The organism is Flavobacterium sp. P3_A6, from assembly GCF_056403035.1.
In genome coordinates this window covers 319,203-336,910 of record NZ_JBFUGG010000002.1, presented here as the reverse complement: position 1 = coordinate 336,910, position 17,708 = coordinate 319,203, and the positions used below count along the sequence as shown (strand labels likewise).

Annotated in this window: 16 protein-coding genes and 2 tRNA genes; 6 read left to right on the top strand and 12 right to left on the bottom strand. The window is 33.2% G+C overall.

Annotated features, from left to right (window positions below; genetic code table 11):
• Nucleotides 1-6 precede the first annotated feature (6 nt).
• Nucleotides 7-696 carry a peptide chain release factor H gene (gene prfH, locus AC1DVP_RS03390; protein ID WP_477182137.1) on the top strand — a complete coding sequence of 230 codons (690 nt, stop codon included), beginning with the start codon at nt 7-9 and terminating at the stop codon, nt 694-696.
• 31 nt (nt 697-727) lie between these two features.
• Entirely contained in the window at nt 728-1,294 is a 567-nt protein-coding gene (locus AC1DVP_RS03385) for a tetratricopeptide repeat protein (RefSeq protein WP_477182136.1), read from the top strand.
• Nucleotides 1,295-1,580: 286 nt separating this feature from the next.
• Here the strand turns inward: AC1DVP_RS03385 and AC1DVP_RS03380 are convergent, their stop codons facing one another.
• The 12 genes from AC1DVP_RS03380 to AC1DVP_RS03325 all read right to left on the bottom strand — a co-directional run bounded on the left by AC1DVP_RS03380 (nt 1,581) and on the right by AC1DVP_RS03325 (nt 13,253).
• Nucleotides 1,581-1,895 carry an HPF/RaiA family ribosome-associated protein gene (locus tag AC1DVP_RS03380; protein ID WP_100432945.1) on the bottom strand — a complete coding sequence of 105 codons (315 nt, stop codon included), beginning with the start codon at nt 1,893-1,895 and terminating at the stop codon, nt 1,581-1,583.
• A 242-nt stretch (nt 1,896-2,137) separates the two neighbouring features.
• A complete protein-coding gene (locus tag AC1DVP_RS03375) occupies nt 2,138-2,557 on the bottom strand; it encodes a very short patch repair endonuclease (RefSeq protein WP_477182135.1) in 420 nt (139 codons plus the stop codon).
• A 12-nt stretch (nt 2,558-2,569) separates the two neighbouring features.
• Entirely contained in the window at nt 2,570-4,243 is a 1,674-nt protein-coding gene (locus AC1DVP_RS03370) for a hypothetical protein (RefSeq protein ID WP_477182134.1), read from the bottom strand.
• On the bottom strand, nt 4,240-6,120 hold the full coding sequence (locus AC1DVP_RS03365) for an McrB family protein (RefSeq protein ID WP_477182133.1): 1,881 nt from the start codon (nt 6,118-6,120) through the stop codon (nt 4,240-4,242). Before AC1DVP_RS03365 ends, AC1DVP_RS03370 begins: the two co-directional genes overlap by 4 nt.
• The gene (locus tag AC1DVP_RS03360) at nt 6,117-7,379 is read right to left on the bottom strand and encodes a DNA cytosine methyltransferase (RefSeq protein WP_477182132.1); all 1,263 of its coding nucleotides are present in this window, start codon (nt 7,377-7,379) and stop codon (nt 6,117-6,119) included. The genes AC1DVP_RS03365 and AC1DVP_RS03360 overlap by 4 nt, the downstream gene beginning before the upstream one ends.
• Nucleotides 7,376-7,597 carry a helix-turn-helix domain-containing protein gene (locus AC1DVP_RS03355; protein ID WP_477182131.1) on the bottom strand — a complete coding sequence of 74 codons (222 nt, stop codon included), beginning with the start codon at nt 7,595-7,597 and terminating at the stop codon, nt 7,376-7,378. Before AC1DVP_RS03355 ends, AC1DVP_RS03360 begins: the two co-directional genes overlap by 4 nt.
• 560 nt (nt 7,598-8,157) lie before the next feature.
• Nucleotides 8,158-8,679 (bottom strand): threonine/serine exporter family protein, encoded by a 522-nt coding sequence (locus AC1DVP_RS03350; protein ID WP_477182130.1) that lies wholly within the window; start codon nt 8,677-8,679, stop codon nt 8,158-8,160.
• 1 nt (nt 8,680) lies between these two features.
• A complete protein-coding gene (locus AC1DVP_RS03345) occupies nt 8,681-9,451 on the bottom strand; it encodes a threonine/serine exporter family protein (RefSeq protein WP_477182129.1) in 771 nt (256 codons plus the stop codon).
• An 859-nt stretch (nt 9,452-10,310) separates the two neighbouring features.
• Nucleotides 10,311-12,407, bottom strand: coding sequence for a prolyl oligopeptidase family serine peptidase (locus AC1DVP_RS03340; protein ID WP_477182162.1), 2,097 nt, complete (start codon nt 12,405-12,407; stop codon nt 10,311-10,313).
• Nucleotides 12,408-12,769: 362 nt separating this feature from the next.
• A tRNA-Val gene (locus AC1DVP_RS03335) sits at nt 12,770-12,836 on the bottom strand.
• Complete coding sequence (locus AC1DVP_RS03330; protein ID WP_477182128.1) at nt 12,822-13,070, bottom strand: GIY-YIG nuclease family protein; 249 nt, start codon at nt 13,068-13,070, stop codon at nt 12,822-12,824. Before AC1DVP_RS03330 ends, AC1DVP_RS03335 begins: the two co-directional genes overlap by 15 nt.
• Nucleotides 13,071-13,179: 109 nt before the next feature.
• A tRNA-Ala gene (locus AC1DVP_RS03325) sits at nt 13,180-13,253 on the bottom strand.
• Between the two features lie 253 nt (nt 13,254-13,506).
• Between AC1DVP_RS03325 and AC1DVP_RS03320 the strand changes: the two genes are divergently transcribed.
• Genes AC1DVP_RS03320 through AC1DVP_RS03305 form a run of 4 tightly spaced genes read left to right on the top strand, consistent with a single transcriptional unit; the run spans nt 13,507 to nt 17,686 of the window.
• Nucleotides 13,507-14,265, top strand: a complete 759-nt coding sequence (locus AC1DVP_RS03320) for an enoyl-CoA hydratase/isomerase family protein (RefSeq protein ID WP_477182127.1) — start codon at nt 13,507-13,509, stop codon at nt 14,263-14,265.
• A 3-nt stretch (nt 14,266-14,268) separates the two neighbouring features.
• Nucleotides 14,269-14,439, top strand: a complete 171-nt coding sequence (locus AC1DVP_RS03315) for a hypothetical protein (protein ID WP_477182126.1) — start codon at nt 14,269-14,271, stop codon at nt 14,437-14,439.
• A gap of 21 nt (nt 14,440-14,460) precedes the next feature.
• A complete protein-coding gene (locus tag AC1DVP_RS03310; RefSeq protein WP_477182125.1) occupies nt 14,461-15,465 on the top strand; it encodes a hypothetical protein in 1,005 nt (334 codons plus the stop codon).
• Nucleotides 15,425-17,686 carry a hypothetical protein gene (locus tag AC1DVP_RS03305; RefSeq protein ID WP_477182124.1) on the top strand — a complete coding sequence of 754 codons (2,262 nt, stop codon included), beginning with the start codon at nt 15,425-15,427 and terminating at the stop codon, nt 17,684-17,686. The genes AC1DVP_RS03310 and AC1DVP_RS03305 overlap by 41 nt, the downstream gene beginning before the upstream one ends.
• Nucleotides 17,687-17,708 lie beyond the last annotated feature (22 nt).

Genomic DNA, 17,708 nt, shown 5'->3' with positions numbered 1-17,708 from the left:
TAGAGTATGGAAAAAATAATTCAAATAACCGCAGGGCGAGGTCCTGCGGAATGCACTTGGGTGGTTGCCCAAGTGCTTAAAAAAATGTTGGAAGAAGCACAGGCCAGTCAAATTGAAGCTACTGTTTTGCAACGGGAATCTGGAACAGAAAATGGAACTGTTTTAACCGCCTTGATTCTGTTAAAAGGAAAAACTGTAACCGAATTTGTGAACTCTTGGTGTGGCAGCATTCAATGGATTGGACAAAGCAGTTTCAGGAAAATGCACAAAAGGAAAAACTGGTTTATTGGCATTTTCGAAATGGATGCTTTAGCAATACAATCTATTTCCGAAAAAGACATTCAGTATCAAGCCATGCGAAGTTCGGGTGCTGGCGGACAGCATGTAAACAAGGTCAGCTCGGCCGTTCGTGCTACGCATGTTCCCACGGGATTGAGCACTGTCGCTATGGATTCCCGTTCGCAGCACCAAAACAAAAAACTGGCTACCGAAAGATTACTCGAAAAATTCAAGGTTTTTGAATTGGAAATGATCAAGAAACAAGCCAATAATCAATGGGAAAATCAATTGAATGTAGCTAGAGGCAATCCAACGAGAACTTTCACCGGATCTGATTTTAAAAATCAAAAAACAGTCAAGAGCTACAAATCCGAAAGGCAAAAATTAAAACAACAACTGAATCATGATACTGAATAAATCAGGTCAGGATGCTAAATTTTAAAACAAAATGAAAACAGTAGATAAATATATTTTTCAGGCATTGGACAATTATCCATATTGGCTCGAAGGAACCATAGAATCATTGGATTATGCCTTGTCTTATAACGAAAAAGACACTACAGCCCTGTGTTTATACGGTAGAGTGCAATCGGAGCAGTTACAGGATTACGAGGAAGCCAAGCGTTACTTTCAAGAAGCGCTGGCTATCAATCTTCATGCAGTTGCGGTGTATCCGTATTACTTGGATGCGTTGCTTTGGAATGAAGATTATGAGGAAGCTTCGAATTTAATTGATTTTGCCTTGACCATAAAAGGGACAGACAAAGTAGCCATTCAGCTCAAAAAAGTGATGCTTTTAGAAAAACAGCAGGAAGTACTATTGGCTTTAAAACTGCTGAAGGAAATCAAACTTTTGGTAACTGCCAACGATAACTTGCATGAAATAGAAGAAACCGAAAACCGTCTCAAAACCAAAAAGAAATTATTAGCTCCCAAGAAGAAGACAAAGTCTGAAAAAGACACCACTGAAAAAGAGAAGAAAAAGAAAGGCAAACGAAAGTGGTTTTTTCTATAAACAAATCATGGTATTCGCTTTTAAAACTTTAATTGGTAATGTGTCCAAAAAATAAAAAAATGGCACACAGATGACACGGATAAAACGGATTTTGCACCGATTTAAGCTGAATTCTTAAAGGATTTATCAAAGAATCCGTTCTAATCTGTTTTATCCGTGCAATCCGTGGCTAATTGAATTGTTTAGCAAGATGACAAAGCAATATTTGTTTTTTATAAGTGGATGCCCTCTAAACAAATGAGGCTGTCCAAAAAGACAGCCTCATTTTATGTATTTAATAATTTGCTTAATGCACTTTTTGTTTATCGAAAGTGGTATTGAGCACTTTTTTGATTTTATCCAAAGCTCCGTTGAAGGCTTTTTCGATAGAATCAGCGTGTTCTGTAACGGCAATTGGCTGCATATTTGCCGGGCGTGCTTCAATAAGACAGCGCTTGTCTCCAAAACCTGATTTTGCACTGTTTTCATCGCCAAAATGCACTTCAATACGAGTCACTTTATCATCAAAACGAGATAATACTCTTGTGATTTCACTAGAAAAATAAGATTCCAATCTTTCGCTTCCTTCAATATTCTTGTCTGTGTTGATCTGTACTTTCATATATGTTAAATTTATTTATTAGAGGTCATATATGTTATCGCCTTTTATTTATCGGTGTTGTTTACAACAAACTTTTAGTTAAGGGCGATTTCATATGTAATTTTTTTATTGATTTTTAATGCTTATTCTCAAAGTTAAAAATTAATCTCTAAAACAGGACTGTTTTAGCAAAACATTATGAAAGAAAAAAGTTATTTTTTGGTTTAAAGACAGAAGTGCTTTTATAATGAAAAAAGATAACATTATTTTTGTAGTAAAGCGATTTCTTCCTGAATTACAGCAATACAATCCTCTAGTTTTTTTTCTATTTCCCGACTCCAAAAACGGATTACTTTCCAGTTATGTGATTCCAGATAATTATTGACTTCAATGTCTCTTTGAATATTTCGCGCTATTTTTTTGTGCCAATATTCAATATTCGATTTGATGCGGTCTTTTTGGATTTCCCAGTCCTTGCCGTGGAAGAATTCGCTGTCGACAAATATGGCGATTTTGAGTTTTTTGAAGGTTAAATCTGGTTTACCAAAAACCGTTCTATTGTTTTTACGGTAACGGTAACCAAGAGACCACAAAGCTTTGGCCAAGCGTACTTCAGCTTTGGTATTGGTGCTGCGGATGGCAGACATGTTTTTGGAACGTTGCTCTGGATTATGGACATCCATTTTAGTTCAATTTTAGTTGAATATTTTTAAAGAAAAATCTTGAATTAAATTTTTTAATAAATCTTTTTGTTTGTCTTCTTTATGTACGGCGATAAGCAAAGTATTTTCTTTTATTTTGATTACTTTCCCATTTAATAATCTAAAATTATCATTTATAAATATATTTAAATTATCATTTTGAAAATCTTTTTCATAAAATTCAAAACCACAATTATCTACAGAATTAAAATATTTTAAAAATTGATTTCTGAAATGATTTTTAGTGTCATTTCTAAAATAATTTATTTTATTTAAATTGATACTAATATATGATTTTAAAACAAACAAGAAATTAATTCTGTATTGTAAAACAAATAAAGTATCTCTGTCAAAAACTCTGTCTTCAAAGTGAAATGATTTTTTAACCGTTTTGTATTTTTTCAAGAAAGGTTCATCAAAATTATTTTCATCATTCAGATAGCCATAAATAAAGAAATTAGGTGAAATATTATAACCTTCAGTTTCAGCATCACGATATCTAATATTATCGTAAGCTTTATTTTTATTTAATAAATCTATATTAAACTGAATGACATTTTTTGCATATGTAAATTGTTTATATGTTGATAATTTTCCAGCTAAAGCATCTGATTTATAATATTTAGAATCTCCTATATAAAATATATTATCAGTATCTATAATGGATTTATGTTCAAAAATATGATCAATTATCTTCCCATCATTATTGTTTTTTAATTTTTCAATTGAAATATTATTAACCGACTTGTCATAAATTTTATCTGTGAAAAGTTTGTCAATCATATCTTCAAAAACAATATTGTAGTTTCTTACAGAAATAAATTCTTCATTTTTTCTTTTCGGACTACTTAAATCAGTTTTACTAAAGTATAACTCACATAATTGATACATTCTTTTTAAAGTGTCAGCAAAGTATCGATGTTTAATCTTTCGAAGTTTTATTAGTCCTGTTCGTTGAAGTTTTTCAAATTGACTTCCTGTTATTAATTTGTAACTTTTATCAATAGTTACAGGTAAATCATGTTCAATTTTAAAATGATTAAGAATTGAGAAAAAATAACTCAAAAGTTCTTCTTCATCATTTACCTTTTTTTGTTTATTTCTAATGTCAATATAAAGTGGCGAATTATTTGAAATAAGAATTGGTAAAGACGTTCTGATTGTTTTATCCCACTTTGCCTTTTTAGCTTGATTTGAAATGAATTCTATGTGATGATAAAGAATTGTATTTTTATTTCTTTTGTAAAAATTTACAAAACTTAAAACCAAATCTAAATAAGAATATTCTGTTAGACCTAAGTTTGAGTTCAACTCAAAACTTTGACTACTTTCAATAATTATTGTATTTCTGTATCGATTTCTAAATTCTGCTAAGCTGTTATAGAAATAGATTAGAAGCTGTCTTACCCAAGCATAATCTCCATGATGTTTAAATGATATCTTTAAATCTAAATCAAATAATTCTTGAGGTGAGAAATTAAAAGCTTTTCCTTCTTTAATAAAAACTTTCGGCAGAATATATATTAATTCATTTTTAGTGAAGGAATGATAATATCCTACACAATTTACTGTTCCAAACATTCCTTCCTGAATAAAGAATTTTGGATCATCAAACACTTTAAATAAAGTGTCTAAATTGTATTTTTCTCCTTCAATTAAAATTTTCATTCTTTTGGCTCTTCTTTTTCTTCAATTTCAGATTTATGAATATTAACATTTAATATATTTTCAGATAATAATTTAACCACATTCTCTACTCCATTAGAATTAATTGGAAAAAAATCTTCATATGATATATTGCTTCCAATTAATGAAAATATTGAGTCTTCTTCATCTTTGAAAACATCAATCCATAAATAAAACATTGCCTTATTTATAAATTCTTCTAATGATATTTCTTTATCATCAGGTTTAATAAAATAATTCCCAATACATTTATCCGATCCTAAATTACGATTTGACTTTATTTGTGCATTTACATTTTCTATAAAATCAATCCATCGAAAACTTTGTGCTTCATCTATTTTTACAATATAATTATAAGAATCATTATTAGAATTATCTTCATTTTGAGATTTATAATTAATTGGAACATATTCCCATGCCCATCTTCTCTTAAAAGCACTATCCATAGGAAAAAGAGATTGATCAGAAGTATTCATTGAAGCCAGAATATGTAAATTACTTGGTAATTTCATTTTTCCATTTTCAATTCCTCTTTTTTCTTCTGGATTAACTAATTCTTTGTCCAAATGTTCTTTTAATTCTTTTGATGGGGAAATTGAATAATTACTATTTCGATCCAATAATTGAAATAAATCTCCGAAAATTTCTGCACAGTTTCCTCTATTAATTTCTTCAATTGCCAAGTAATAGTCTTTATAAGGATTTTTCCATGCATCTACATAAATTTTTGTAAAAACCTGAGGTACAAATTTATATCTAATATCACCAGTTGTACCATCTGGATTTGTTTCGGAAGAAGGTTTATATCCTCCGATAAAACAAGAATAATCATATTCGGGATGAAAAGTTATTCTTTCTTTTTGATCCTCAGAAACATCTTTAAGTATAGTTTCTATTTTATGTGACTTACCAGTACCTGGAGCTCCATAATAGATTTTTTGTAAAGTTGATTTGTTACCTGTGCTTTTTTGAATTAATGAATAATTATCTCCCACTTTATTTGCTTCAAAATCTCCGTTTGATAATTCATTAATAAATTTTTGAAGATTATTAAATGATAAGGTTCCTGTCTCAACATCGCCCCATTGAGTTGTGAAATATGAGTATGGATATCCTTCTATTTTTAAATTTTCGTCAAAAAATCTTTGCATATTGGACGAACTTAACGTTTCTTTATTTTGTTCACTTTCAAAGACACCAATTAAATTACCCGAACCAAAATATGGTTTTACTTTTATTCCAGTATATTCTATATCATTTATTTTGGAGTCTTTTTCAACAATGTTTTTTGAAATTTTTTCATAACCATATTTATCTAAGAATAGTTTAAATGTTTTAAAAGCAAATTGTTTTAATTCTTTTTCAGAAACAACAGTTTTAATTTCTATATTCTTAGTTTTAGTTGAAGAAATTTGTTTTGGAATATATAAACTAGCAAGTGCTTCTAATTGCAATATTGTTTTAGTCAAAGAATCTTTATCTAAATCTATAATATTATCAGAATAAGGAATTGCTTTCTCATTATTCGCCCAATTGATAAGTTTGCTAATAGTTGTAAACAAAGGCTTTGTTTGTACCGTTGATAGAGCATTAGCAGTAACATCGTTAAAATAAGTATTCCCTAAATCTCGCCATTCACCTTCAACGTAATTTGTATGAACAATAAATGTAGTATGGTTTTCAAGGATGTCAATAATAGTCTTAATAAAGGAATCTAATCCTAGAGTAAAAAATTTTACACTACCTCTTTGTCCAGAATTACTAAATGTTATATAGCCTCCTCTTTCAGAAAGATTTGCAGTGAATTTCGATTCTTCATTTATTCTTTCTAGATAAACTATTAATTCGTCTGATATCATAATAACTGTCTTTTAATTTCATTAAAAATTGTTTGAATTACTGGCACTGACACACTATTCCCAAACTGTTTGTAAGCTTGTACATTAGAATTGTGAATTATAAATTTTTCATCATAACCCTGAAGATTAGCAGCTTCTCGTGGAGTTAATTTTCTTGGATTTTTGTCTTCCTGAGAAATTAAAATTTCACTTCCATCTTTATAATACCTTGCCGAAATAGTATTAGTATGTGAAGAGTCTTTATGAAAGAGTGAAAAACCAAATCCATTCCCTTTTTCAAGATGTTCTTTTTTTCTTCTGATATGCCCTGCATATAACTTATCCGAAATTGTATATTTTTCATCTGGATTGCTTTCAAGAATATCATTAATTCTCGTTTCTTTTATCTCAGATAATTTTTCTCTATCAAAAATTACGTTATCATTTTTATCGATACCAAAAGGGAATTTAAATGTTTTTTCATTTTCAATTAATTTAGCTACAATAAAAATTCTTTCTCGATTTTGAGGAAGACCAAAATTTTTTGAATTTAATATTTCATAATATGTTTCATAACCTAATTCTTTAAGAACACTAATAATAGTTTTAAGCGTATTCCCTTTATCGTGATTTTTTAATCCCTTTACATTTTCTAAAAAAACAACCTTAACGGGTGTTCCATTTTTAATATTCCTATCTAAAATATCTGCTACATCAAAGAATAACGTTCCTCGGGTATCATCAAATCCTTTTCTGTGTCCTGCATTTGAGAAAGGCTGGCATGGAAATCCTCCACATAGAACATCAAATCCGTGTGGTATAAATTTTTTGGTTTCTTCTTTTGTTATGTCTCCAAAAGGTATTTTTCCAAAATTATTGAAATAAGTATTTTTAGCCGGTTCATCCCATTCAGATGAAAAAACACATTCACCATTGACAGCTTGACCGGATATTCTGAATCCTCCAATTCCTGCAAATAAATCAATAAATTCAAAGTCAGGATTCTCTGGTTTTGGAAATGGAACTTCTTTGGAATTATCAAAAAGAGAATATTGCAGGGCTTCTTCGGCCACCACATTAGTTATTTCAATCTGATTATAATTTTGATTTTGAAGAGTCTTCTTGACAAATTTAATAGCGTCTTTTTTAAAGATTTTTCTGTGATTTTCAGAGCTTTGCGTATAATGAGTGTAGCATGCTCTACCATTACTCTCAGGCTCAACCAACTTAGTTTTTAATAGGCTTACATTAATTAAATCAGAATTTATTACATTACTCATTTCTTAAAATTTTTGTCGTTGAAGAATGTCATAAAATCAGTATTAAGAGCGATAATTATTTTCTCTAAAATTTTTACGGTTACATTTCTTTTTCCCGTTTCTACTTTCGTCATATAGGTCCTGTCTACTTCAGCGATATTTGCCAGTGCTTCTTGTGACAAGCCTTTAGCTTTTCTTAATTCTCGAATTCTATCGCCAATTTTAATATTGATATCCATTAATTTTTTAAGTATTGAAGTAAAACAAATCTATCCGAATGTTGCTTTTGGTGCAACGGCTTAAGAGTCACTTATTGTTATTGTTTATAAGTTTTAAAGTCAAAAAAAACGCCAATCTTTCGACTGGCGTTTTGAGAGTTTAAGTGTATTATCTAAGTTACAATCTGATTTAATTATTGAGAAGTAGCAATCAAAATGTTCGATAGGCATCTACTGCGGACAGAAGAATGATTTTGCACTATTTTTTTAGTATTTCATCCTGCACTCTTGCATTATTATCAAAAATGAAGTAGTAAGTACTAATGTTATTGGTATGAACTACCTATATTATTGATTCGAAGTACCAATATTATTAGTGCAACCTACCTCTATTATTGGTTCGAAGTACTAATAGTATTGGTGCAAACTACCTCTATTATTGGTTCGAAGTACCAATACAATTAGTGCAACCTACCTCTGTTATTGGTACGAAGTACCTCTTTTCTATCTGTAATTCCATTTTAAACCAAAAAAAAAGCCAATCTTTCGACTGGCGTTTTGTTTAATCTAGTATGTTTGTTTTAATTTTCTTCTTCTAAGTTTTCAAGCTGTTTTTCTAAAACGATATCGCTTTTAATTCTCTTGACGGTTTCTTTTCTGGTAATCAATAATGGAATAGCAGCTCCTGCTGATAATGCCAAAATGATAAAACAAGCCGAGAGTCCATTGTTTGCTGTTTCAAAAAAAAGCTTAGAATAAACATCCGGATCTTTTTCGGCGGTTAATTTCATAACGCCTACCATGGCTTTATAGGCAAAAAATCCGGGAATCATTGGGATTAATGCCGGAAGCGCAAAGGTCATTGGCGGTGCTTTGCGGTAATGCGCCGCTAATACGCTTAAAAAACCAATAAGACTCGATCCACAAAAAGCGGCAAAAACCAATCCTATTTCGAGTGAAATCATATAAAATTTGAGCAATCCGCCCAGCGCGGCGATGATGTAAATAACGCCTAAGGTTCGGCGGGGAACATTGAACAATACAGCAAAACCTACTCCTGCACAACCTAACCATATTCCTTTTTCTAATAATGCAAAATCCATTTTAGTGTAAATTAAAAATTAATAATGAAACCATCAATCCTAATGCTATTGCAAAAGCGATAACCAGAACATTTACGCCTCTGGTGGTTCCGTTCAAGATGTTTCCGTCAATAAAATCGGAGAAAGAATTAATCATCGGCACTCCAGGAATCAAAAACAAAACGGAAGTGGATAATGCATGTATGAATTCTCCTCCGGGATTTAAAAAAGAATAAACTCCAACCAAGAAAGAAGACGTTAAGGATGCAAAAAAGATGCACAGGTAAAAATTAAATTTGAGTTTCATGGTTTCCTGTCTTACAAAAAGCCCCAAGAAACTGCCTAAAAAACAAAGAATCATTTCGGTTAATCCGCCTCCAAACAATCTGCAAAAGGAGGCTCCCGCCAAGGCAACCAAAAAAAGAACTGCAACTCTTGGATACAAAGCTTTGCGATCCAGTAATTTTAGTTCTTTATTTATACGTTCCAGTGACCATTTTTCTTCTACTATTTTCCAGCTCATGGTACTAATATCGGAGATGAGATTGAAATTAAGATGCATATTGGGCACCCATTTTACGCTGGTGAATGTTTTAATCTGATCTTTATACTTTACGGTAATCATCAAAGCGTGATTGGTAATCATTAAATCCGAATCGCAGCAAAAAGCACCAGCAATTCTGCTGATAGTGACTTTGACACGTTCGGTATTGGCCCCTGAGACGATGAGCAGGGAACCTATTTCCAGGAGCATTTCTCCCAGTTCATATTTGTTTGGTTTTGCAATTTCCATATAAATGCGGTTGTTAATTTTACTCTCAAATTTACGGATTTAACACCTTAAAAGAATGATATACATCATGAAAGCATTAATTTATTGAGATAATAAATAACAAGGTATTTCTAACGATTTCGCTTGGCGCAAAGTGAGAAAAAACACAAAATCAGACATGGATTTATTTTTTTTGGAGCCCGTTTATTGATTTTTTGAGTTTAATTTTAAGATTTGGAAACTCAAAAAACGTCTTCAGAACGACTCAAGTTTGTGAAAAACGCATTTTCCGGTATGTCATTTTAATGAATTATCTTTTTTTTGGCTTAAAAAAGATAATTTAATCTTTTATGATGTATTTGCGGTTTTTACATTATTTCCAATTCCTGACAAGATTGAGGAAAAACTTTGTGATGAATGCTGTAATGAAAATACATAATGAGGCTGCTTCGTTCCCCGCAAAGACATACAGCAAACTTTGGGATAAAATCACTGAATATTTTACAAATGAAACATTTCTTATGAAAACTGCAACCCTAGCCCTGATGGAAGCGAAAAGCCTTTTGAAATAAAATGCCATTTTTCTTGGACAAAAGAGCGACCAGCGGAAGCTCCTTTTTGTCCTTAGAAAAATGGCAATTTTATGAAAAAGCTTGCAGCGTACAGCAGGATTAAGCTCAATATCATTAAATTTAAAGATCCAGATTTTAAAATGATTGCTGATTTTTGATTAACGATTTTTGATTTCAGATGTTACAGACTCTATAAAATCGACAATCTTAATATTCATTAACTCCAAATCTAAAATCATAAATCGTTAATCTTCAATCTAAAATTTCTTAACTTATTGACATTAAGCTCCTAAAAATTAGTACTTATCTTATTTTGGGAATGCTGTAAATCCCATATTATAGAGCGTAAAAGCTTGTATGTCGCAGCTTTCCTGAATGGTTGCCGCCAATGATTTTCCGGCTCCGTGACCTGCGTTGATATCGATTCGGATTAAAACGGGATTGGTTCCTGATTGTTTTTCCTGCAGCTCGGCAGCAAATTTAAAACTGTGTGCCGGAACTACCCTGTCGTCGTGATCGCCCGTTGTGACCATAGTCGCAGGATATTGAACTCCCGATTTTACATTGGCCACCGGCGAATAGGCTTTAATATATTCGAACATTTCTTTACTGTCTGCCGAAGTTCCGTAATCGAAAGCCCAGCCCGCACCCGAGGTAAAGGTGTGGTAGCGCAGCATGTCCATCACGCCTACAGCCGGCAAGGCAACTTTCATTAAATCTGGGCGTTGTGTCATAGTAGCGCCAACCAATAATCCGCCATTGGATCCGCCACGGATGGCAAGAAAACTGGAAGATGTGTATTTTTGGGCAATTAGATATTCGGCCGCAGCGATGAAATCATCAAAGACGTTTTGTTTCTGCATTTTGGTTCCAGCATCGTGCCATTTTTTTCCGTATTCTCCGCCTCCGCGAAGGTTGGCTACTGCATAGATTCCGCCGTTTTCCATCCAAACTGCATTAGAAACACTAAAAGCAGGCGTCAGGCTAATGTTGAATCCGCCGTATCCATAAAGAATGGTTGGATTCTTTCCATCGAGTTTCAGTCCTTTTTTGTGGGTGATTATCATTGGGATTTTCGTCCCGTCTTTGGAAGTATAAAATACTTGGGATGATACATAATCCTCGCTTTTGAAATCTACTTTTGGTTTTTCATAGACCTGCGATTTTCCTGATTTTGGTTCGAAAGAATAAATCGTTCCGGGTGTAATATAATTTGTAAATGAATAATAGAGTGTTTTTTCTTCTTTCTTGCTTCCAAATCCAGTGGCTGTTCCCAATCCCGGCAATTGAATTTCACGCACTAATTTACCCGAATATTCATATTGCTTAACAATCGACACGGCATCTTTCATATAGTTAGCAAAAAAATATCCAGCTCCTGTGGTTGGAGTCAAAACGTTTTCGGTTTCGGGAATTACGTCTTTCCAGTATTCAGGTTTTGGGCTGCTGAAATCGACGCTCACAATTCGTTTGTTAGGAGCATTTAGGTCGGTTTCTATGAACAATTTACTGCCTTCGTTTTCAATTATAGTACTGTCACTGCCAAAATTATCGACAATCGTTACAATAGGACTGTTCGGCTTGGTTAAATCCTGAATATACAATTCGTTTCCATAAGTAGCATTGGATGCTGTGATTACCAGATAATGATTGTCTTCGGTAACATATCCGCCAACATAACGGCGTTTTTGGTCTGCGCCAAAGATAACCTGATCATCTTTTTGAGCTGTTCCCAGTTTATGATAGTACAATTTATGCTGATCAGTTTTGGCCGACAGTTCGCTTCCTTTTGGCTTGTCATAACTGGAGTAATAAAATCCCTCGTTTCCTTTCCAAGACACACCGCTAAACTTGATATCCACCAAGGTGTCTTCGAGCTTTTTGAAATTATTGACATCCATCAAAATTACTTTTCGCCAGTCGCTTCCTCCTTCTGAAATTGAGTAGGCTGCTTTGGAACCGTCTTTGGAGAAATCTACTCCTCCCAATGAAGTTGTTCCCAGTTTTGAAAAAGTATTTGGATCCAAAAAGATTTCTTCTTTGCCTTTAGCATTTTTTCTATACAAAACCGACTGATTCTGCAGTCCGTTGTTTTTGTAATAATAAATAAAATTTCCTTCTTTGAATGGTGCACTTATTTTTTCGTAATTCCAAAGTTTTTCGAGTCTTACTTTTAATGCGTCTCTAAAAGGAATTTGGGATAAATAATCGTAGGTTACTTTGTTCTGCTCTTTCACCCAAGCACCTGTATCGGCAGATTTATCATCTTCGAGCCAACGGTAGGGATCGCTTACTTTGGTGCCAAAATACACATCGGCTGTTTCGCCTTTTGCTGTTTTAGGATAGGTTATTGGAATTGTTTTTTGGGTTTGCCCCAAAGAAACCATTGAAGTAGATACAGCCATCAGAAATAGGATTTTTTTCATTTTGAAGTTAGGTTAAGTACCTAACAAAATAAGGAAAGTTTTTTGAGAAATTAAAGTTAAAAATCAGTTTTAACTTTAAAAAAAATAAAATTCACAGAGAATATGAATGTTTTACTGCAGATACTACAGATATTGATTTTTAAAAAACCATTAAGTAATTAAGAAGCATTAAGTCTAAATGAATCTTAATCCTTAATCGTTTAACATTTCTGAAACCTGTTTTTTAAGAACAAAACATAAAAAAAATTTGTTCTTCTATTTTAAAATTCTTCCAAAATATTAAACCAAAGTACAAATAAAATTCAAACAAAAAACCCACTGAATTCAGTGGGTTTGTATTGTGGAGAATACCGGATTCGAACCGGTCACCTTCCCGATTGTCATCGGGACGTTCTAATTCTTATTCTCTATCAAATTTTCAATATATTTTCTGCTTTTCATCTTTTTAATTTGAAGTTCCCTTTTACAGGCTTCGCTTCTGGTAAGGAATGTTTCAAAATGTTTCAATTCCCAATCTTTTGCAACTTTTGTGTATTTACTTCTGCTATTTAAATGGTCTTGAAGACGTTCAGCAACGTCCTGACAAGAACCAACATAATACTTATTAATCGTAGCTGAATAAATTATGTAAGTATAATACATAGAGATATAAAATATTTGCGATTCTATTTAAAATTCCTCAAAACATTAAACCAAAATACAAATAATAATGAAAACAAAAAACCCACTGAAATCAGTGGGTTTTTTGTAGTGGAGAATATCGGATTCGAACCGACCACCTCTTGCCTGCCAGGCAAGCGCTCTAGCCAAATGAGCTAATCCCCCATGTTTTTATTAAAATCCGAAAGCTTCATTAAAACGGAAACCTGCTTCACAACTAAGTTATTCTCAAAACTAAACCGAACCTTCCCGATGCAATCGGGACACTCTAGCCAAATGAGCTAATCCCCCAGCTTGATGGCGCAAATATAAGATATAATTATAGGAATATGCAAATTTCAAAAAGACTATTCTTCAAATCCAAAAAAATAACATTTTACTTCGGTTACTTTTTTAACTTTACATCAAAATACGCCTTATGCTGACATCTGATAAAAACGGAACACTCTTAACAGTCATCGAAAACAAAATAGCTACAGTGCAGTTTGGACATCCTGCCAGTAATTCTTTTCCAAGGGTATTACTGGATCGATTAACAAATGAGCTTACTTATTTGAGCGACAACCAAGAGGTTTCGGTGATTATTTTAAAAAGTGAAGGAACAGGTGCGTTTTGCGCAGGCGCTTCTTTTGACGAATTGCTGGCGGTAAGCACTCTTGAAGAAGGAACTCGTTTTTTTACAGGATTTGCTAATTTGATTAATGCGATGCGTTCCTGCAAAAAAATAATCATCGGGCGTATTCAGGGCAAAGCTGTGGGCGGAGGTGTTGGCATCATTGCCGCTTGTGACTATGCGATAGCGACTCAAGACAGCAGTATTAAATTATCGGAATTGGCTATCGGAATTGGTCCTTTCGTGATAGAGCCCGCCGTGAGCAGAAAAATTGGCAAAATGGCAATGTCCGAAATAACTTTGGCTGCGCACGAATGGAAAACAGCAGCATGGGCTTTTCAAAAAGGATTATATGCTAAAATTCTGGAAACATCAGAAGATCTTGATATAGAAATAGCTTCTTTCTCCAAAAAACTGGCTAATTACAATCCAGAAGCTCTTACCGAAATAAAAAAAGTATTTTGGGAAGGAACAGCACATTGGGATAAATTACTAAAGGAAAGAGCTTCGATTTCCGGCAGATTAGTCCTTTCTGATTTTACAAAAAACGCTTTAATTAAATAACAAATGACAGCTTTGATCTTATTGCTTCAAAAGGTAAACGTTGAAGAAAAAATTAAAAACGCCCCCAATGACGGTTATCAAATAGGTGTCCTTATTGGCTCCTATCTGCCATTTGTACTATTGGTCTTGTTGGCCTATTGGACTTACCATCGAGCCAAAAACAGAAAAGAATAACCCTAATTAAAATAGCTTTCTTTGAAAAAAATAATTCTTTTTAGTGTTATCCTCTATCTCTTTATTTCCTGCCAGCAACAGGAACAGCCCATAATCTCCTTTTACTATTGGAAAACTATTTTTAGGCTTTCGCCAAAAGAAAAAAACGCCTTGACCGAAAACCAAGTCAAGAGATTGTATATTCGGTATTTTGATATTGACTTAAGTCCGCAAACTCAAAAACCATATCCGAGAACACCAATCCGTTTTGAAGATACTGCCTATAATTTTGAAATCATTCCTGTCGTGTACATCAAAAATAAAGTGATGCTGAACAAAAAATTAGATGTGATGAATTTGGCAGAAAATACTAATAATTTCATTCAGCAAATCAATTTAAAAAACAAAATTAGTATTCAAGAAATCCAAATCGATTGCGATTGGACGCTGGAGAGCAAAGACAATTACTTACGGTTTATTAAAGTTTTTAGAAAGGTTTCCAATAAAAAACTCTCTGCAACCATACGCTTGCATCAGATAAAATATTTCAAAAAAACAAAAATTCCAAATGTCGATCGTGGCGTGCTGATGTATTACAATATGGGCAAAATAGCTCCCGATTCTCTGAATTCGATATACGATCATAACATTGCCAGCCGCTATTTATCGAGCCTTCAAAATTATCCGTTGCCCATAAACATTGCGTTGCCCGTTTATTCGTGGGGAATTCATATAAGAGATGGTAAAATAATTGGTCTTAGAAATAAAATTGATATCAATAATTTAAAAAATAACAATAGTTTTGTTTTTACAAAAAAGAATTGGTTCACTGTTAAAAATTCCAACTTTACAGCAGGTGTTTTTTATAAAGAAAATGACCAATTAAAAATAGAAACCATATCACGAAATGATTTGCTCGAAATGACAAATGATATCGAGGAAAATACAACTCAAAATCCGAAGGAAATAATCTTTTACGATTTAGACGAATTCAATTTAAAAAATTATGATACAGCCATTTTTAAAGAAGTTATTGATTGCTTTTAGTGCTCTCACCCTTTTAGTTTACGGAACTATTTATGCCTGTTCAGATGGTGATTGGGGCTGGTCGTTTGATTCTAATTTCACTCCCGAAACTTTTGTCGATAAATCCTATTCGCCACTGTTTTTATCTTCTGATGTTTTTTACGGAATTGGTTTCGATACCGAACATCTTACAAGATTCAACAACGAAAATGTAAAAGACTGGTCAGTCTATCTGGAAGGTAAGATTAACGAAAAAGACCTGAACTTTTTCCTGACGGATTCGAGCAGTGCCGATGTTGCTGATTTATTTATGTTCTACAAAAAAGGAAAGGCAAATAAAACATCTGAAAAATGGAATAAAAAAATAAAATTAGATGATTCTAAAACTAAAGACTTTCTATTCTTTTTGAATGATGCCCAAATAGTTGAAACTTATTCTACCCAACGTTTCGATTCTTGGAATTATGACGAGACTGTAAAAAGACAGGTTCTTTCCGACAGCAAATGGATCAAATCATTAGAACAAAAATATAATGAAACCAAAGATCCTTTCCTAAAAAACAGATATTGGTTTTTGATCATAAAAGCTGATTTTTATAGTGACAAACCAGCAAATGGGATCACTTTCTTCAATCAAACCGAAAAATCGGCACCCAAAAATACTTTATATTACAGAGCATTGGCGTATTTGGCAGGAATTGAATACAGACAAAAAAATTATGCCAAATCCAACTTCCTTTACAGTAAGGTTTTTGACAAATGTCCGACAATGCGTGTAGTTTCAGCCTATTGCTTTCATCCTCAAGAAGAAAAAGATTGGAAACAATCCTTAGGAATGGCTAAAACCGATGAAGAAAAAGCAGCTCTTTGGGCAATACATGGCTATTATAATGACGAAGAAAAAGCCATTGCCGAAATCTACAAACTGCAGCCAAAAAGTCCCCATATTGATTATTTATTGACCCGGTTAATCAATAATCAGGAAAACAAAATAGACCGTTCTTTTAAAGACAAAACCGTTCTTGAAAACAAAAAACGAGCCAAAGACAGCATCCGTAAATCGGCTATTAACTTGGTTACCAAAATTGCTCAATCGGATAAAACTACACAACCGTATTTATGGAATGCGGCAGCAGGCTATCTGGAAACCCTAAACGGAAATTTCAAGCAAGCCGACAAAAACTTTAATGAAGCCGAAAACAAAATGCCAAAAACTCCTTTGGCCATCAGTCAGGTTCGCTTATTGCGATTGGTCAACAACCTCAGCAAAATAGACCTGCTAAATCCTGAAAACGAAAAAACAATCCTTGCCGATTTGTCTTGGCTGTATTTGGAACTGCCTAAAAAACCAATTGATGATTTCCGATATGAAAATGCTGTAGCTTGGAGCCAAAATTATTTAGCCGCATTATACCGCTCACAAAAAAATACGGTAATGACCGAGATTTTCAACCATGAATCCGGTTATTATGACAATGAAAAACAACTGCTGGAAATGAAGGCATTTTTAAGCAAAACCAACAAAACCGAAATCGAAAAAATTGGCGCTTCCATCTATTCCATAAAATTGGCCGACATCAATTATTTTCAAGCTGTCAAAGCCACTTTCGAAAACAAAATCCCCGAGGCCATAGCTTTTATGAAACAATCAGATAAGCTTCAAAATACTGTTTTTTATGGCAATCCATTTCTGGGAAATATCAAAGACTGCCACGATTGCGATCACCAGGCTTCTCAAAAAAAGAAATATACAATGCTAGATTTCCTGACTATTATTCAAAAATTACAGGAGAATGTTGCCAAACAAACCGATATCTATAGCAACAGTGGCATACTCGGAAATGCTTTTTACAACATCACGCATTTTGGCAACGGCCGCTTATTTTATGAAGGAAATATTGCCGGATATGGTTCTACACCAGATTATTTTAGAGATCCAATTCGAAATATGATTACTAATTGTTCTTTGGCGAAAGCCTACTATCAAAAAGCTTTTACAGCCACAAAAAACAATGAGCAAAAAGCAAAAACCCAATACATGATTGCCAAATGCGAACGCAACGATTATTATAACAAAAAATATTATTCGCTCAATTTATCCACTTGGGACATTCAGGACGACAAAACCAATTTTATCGCTTGGCAAGGCTTCAAAAACCTTAAAGCTAATTATTCAAAAACCAAGTACTATAACGAAATCATCAACGAATGCGGGTATTTCAAAACCTATGTTCAAAAATAGATTTAAATATCATTGGACGTGC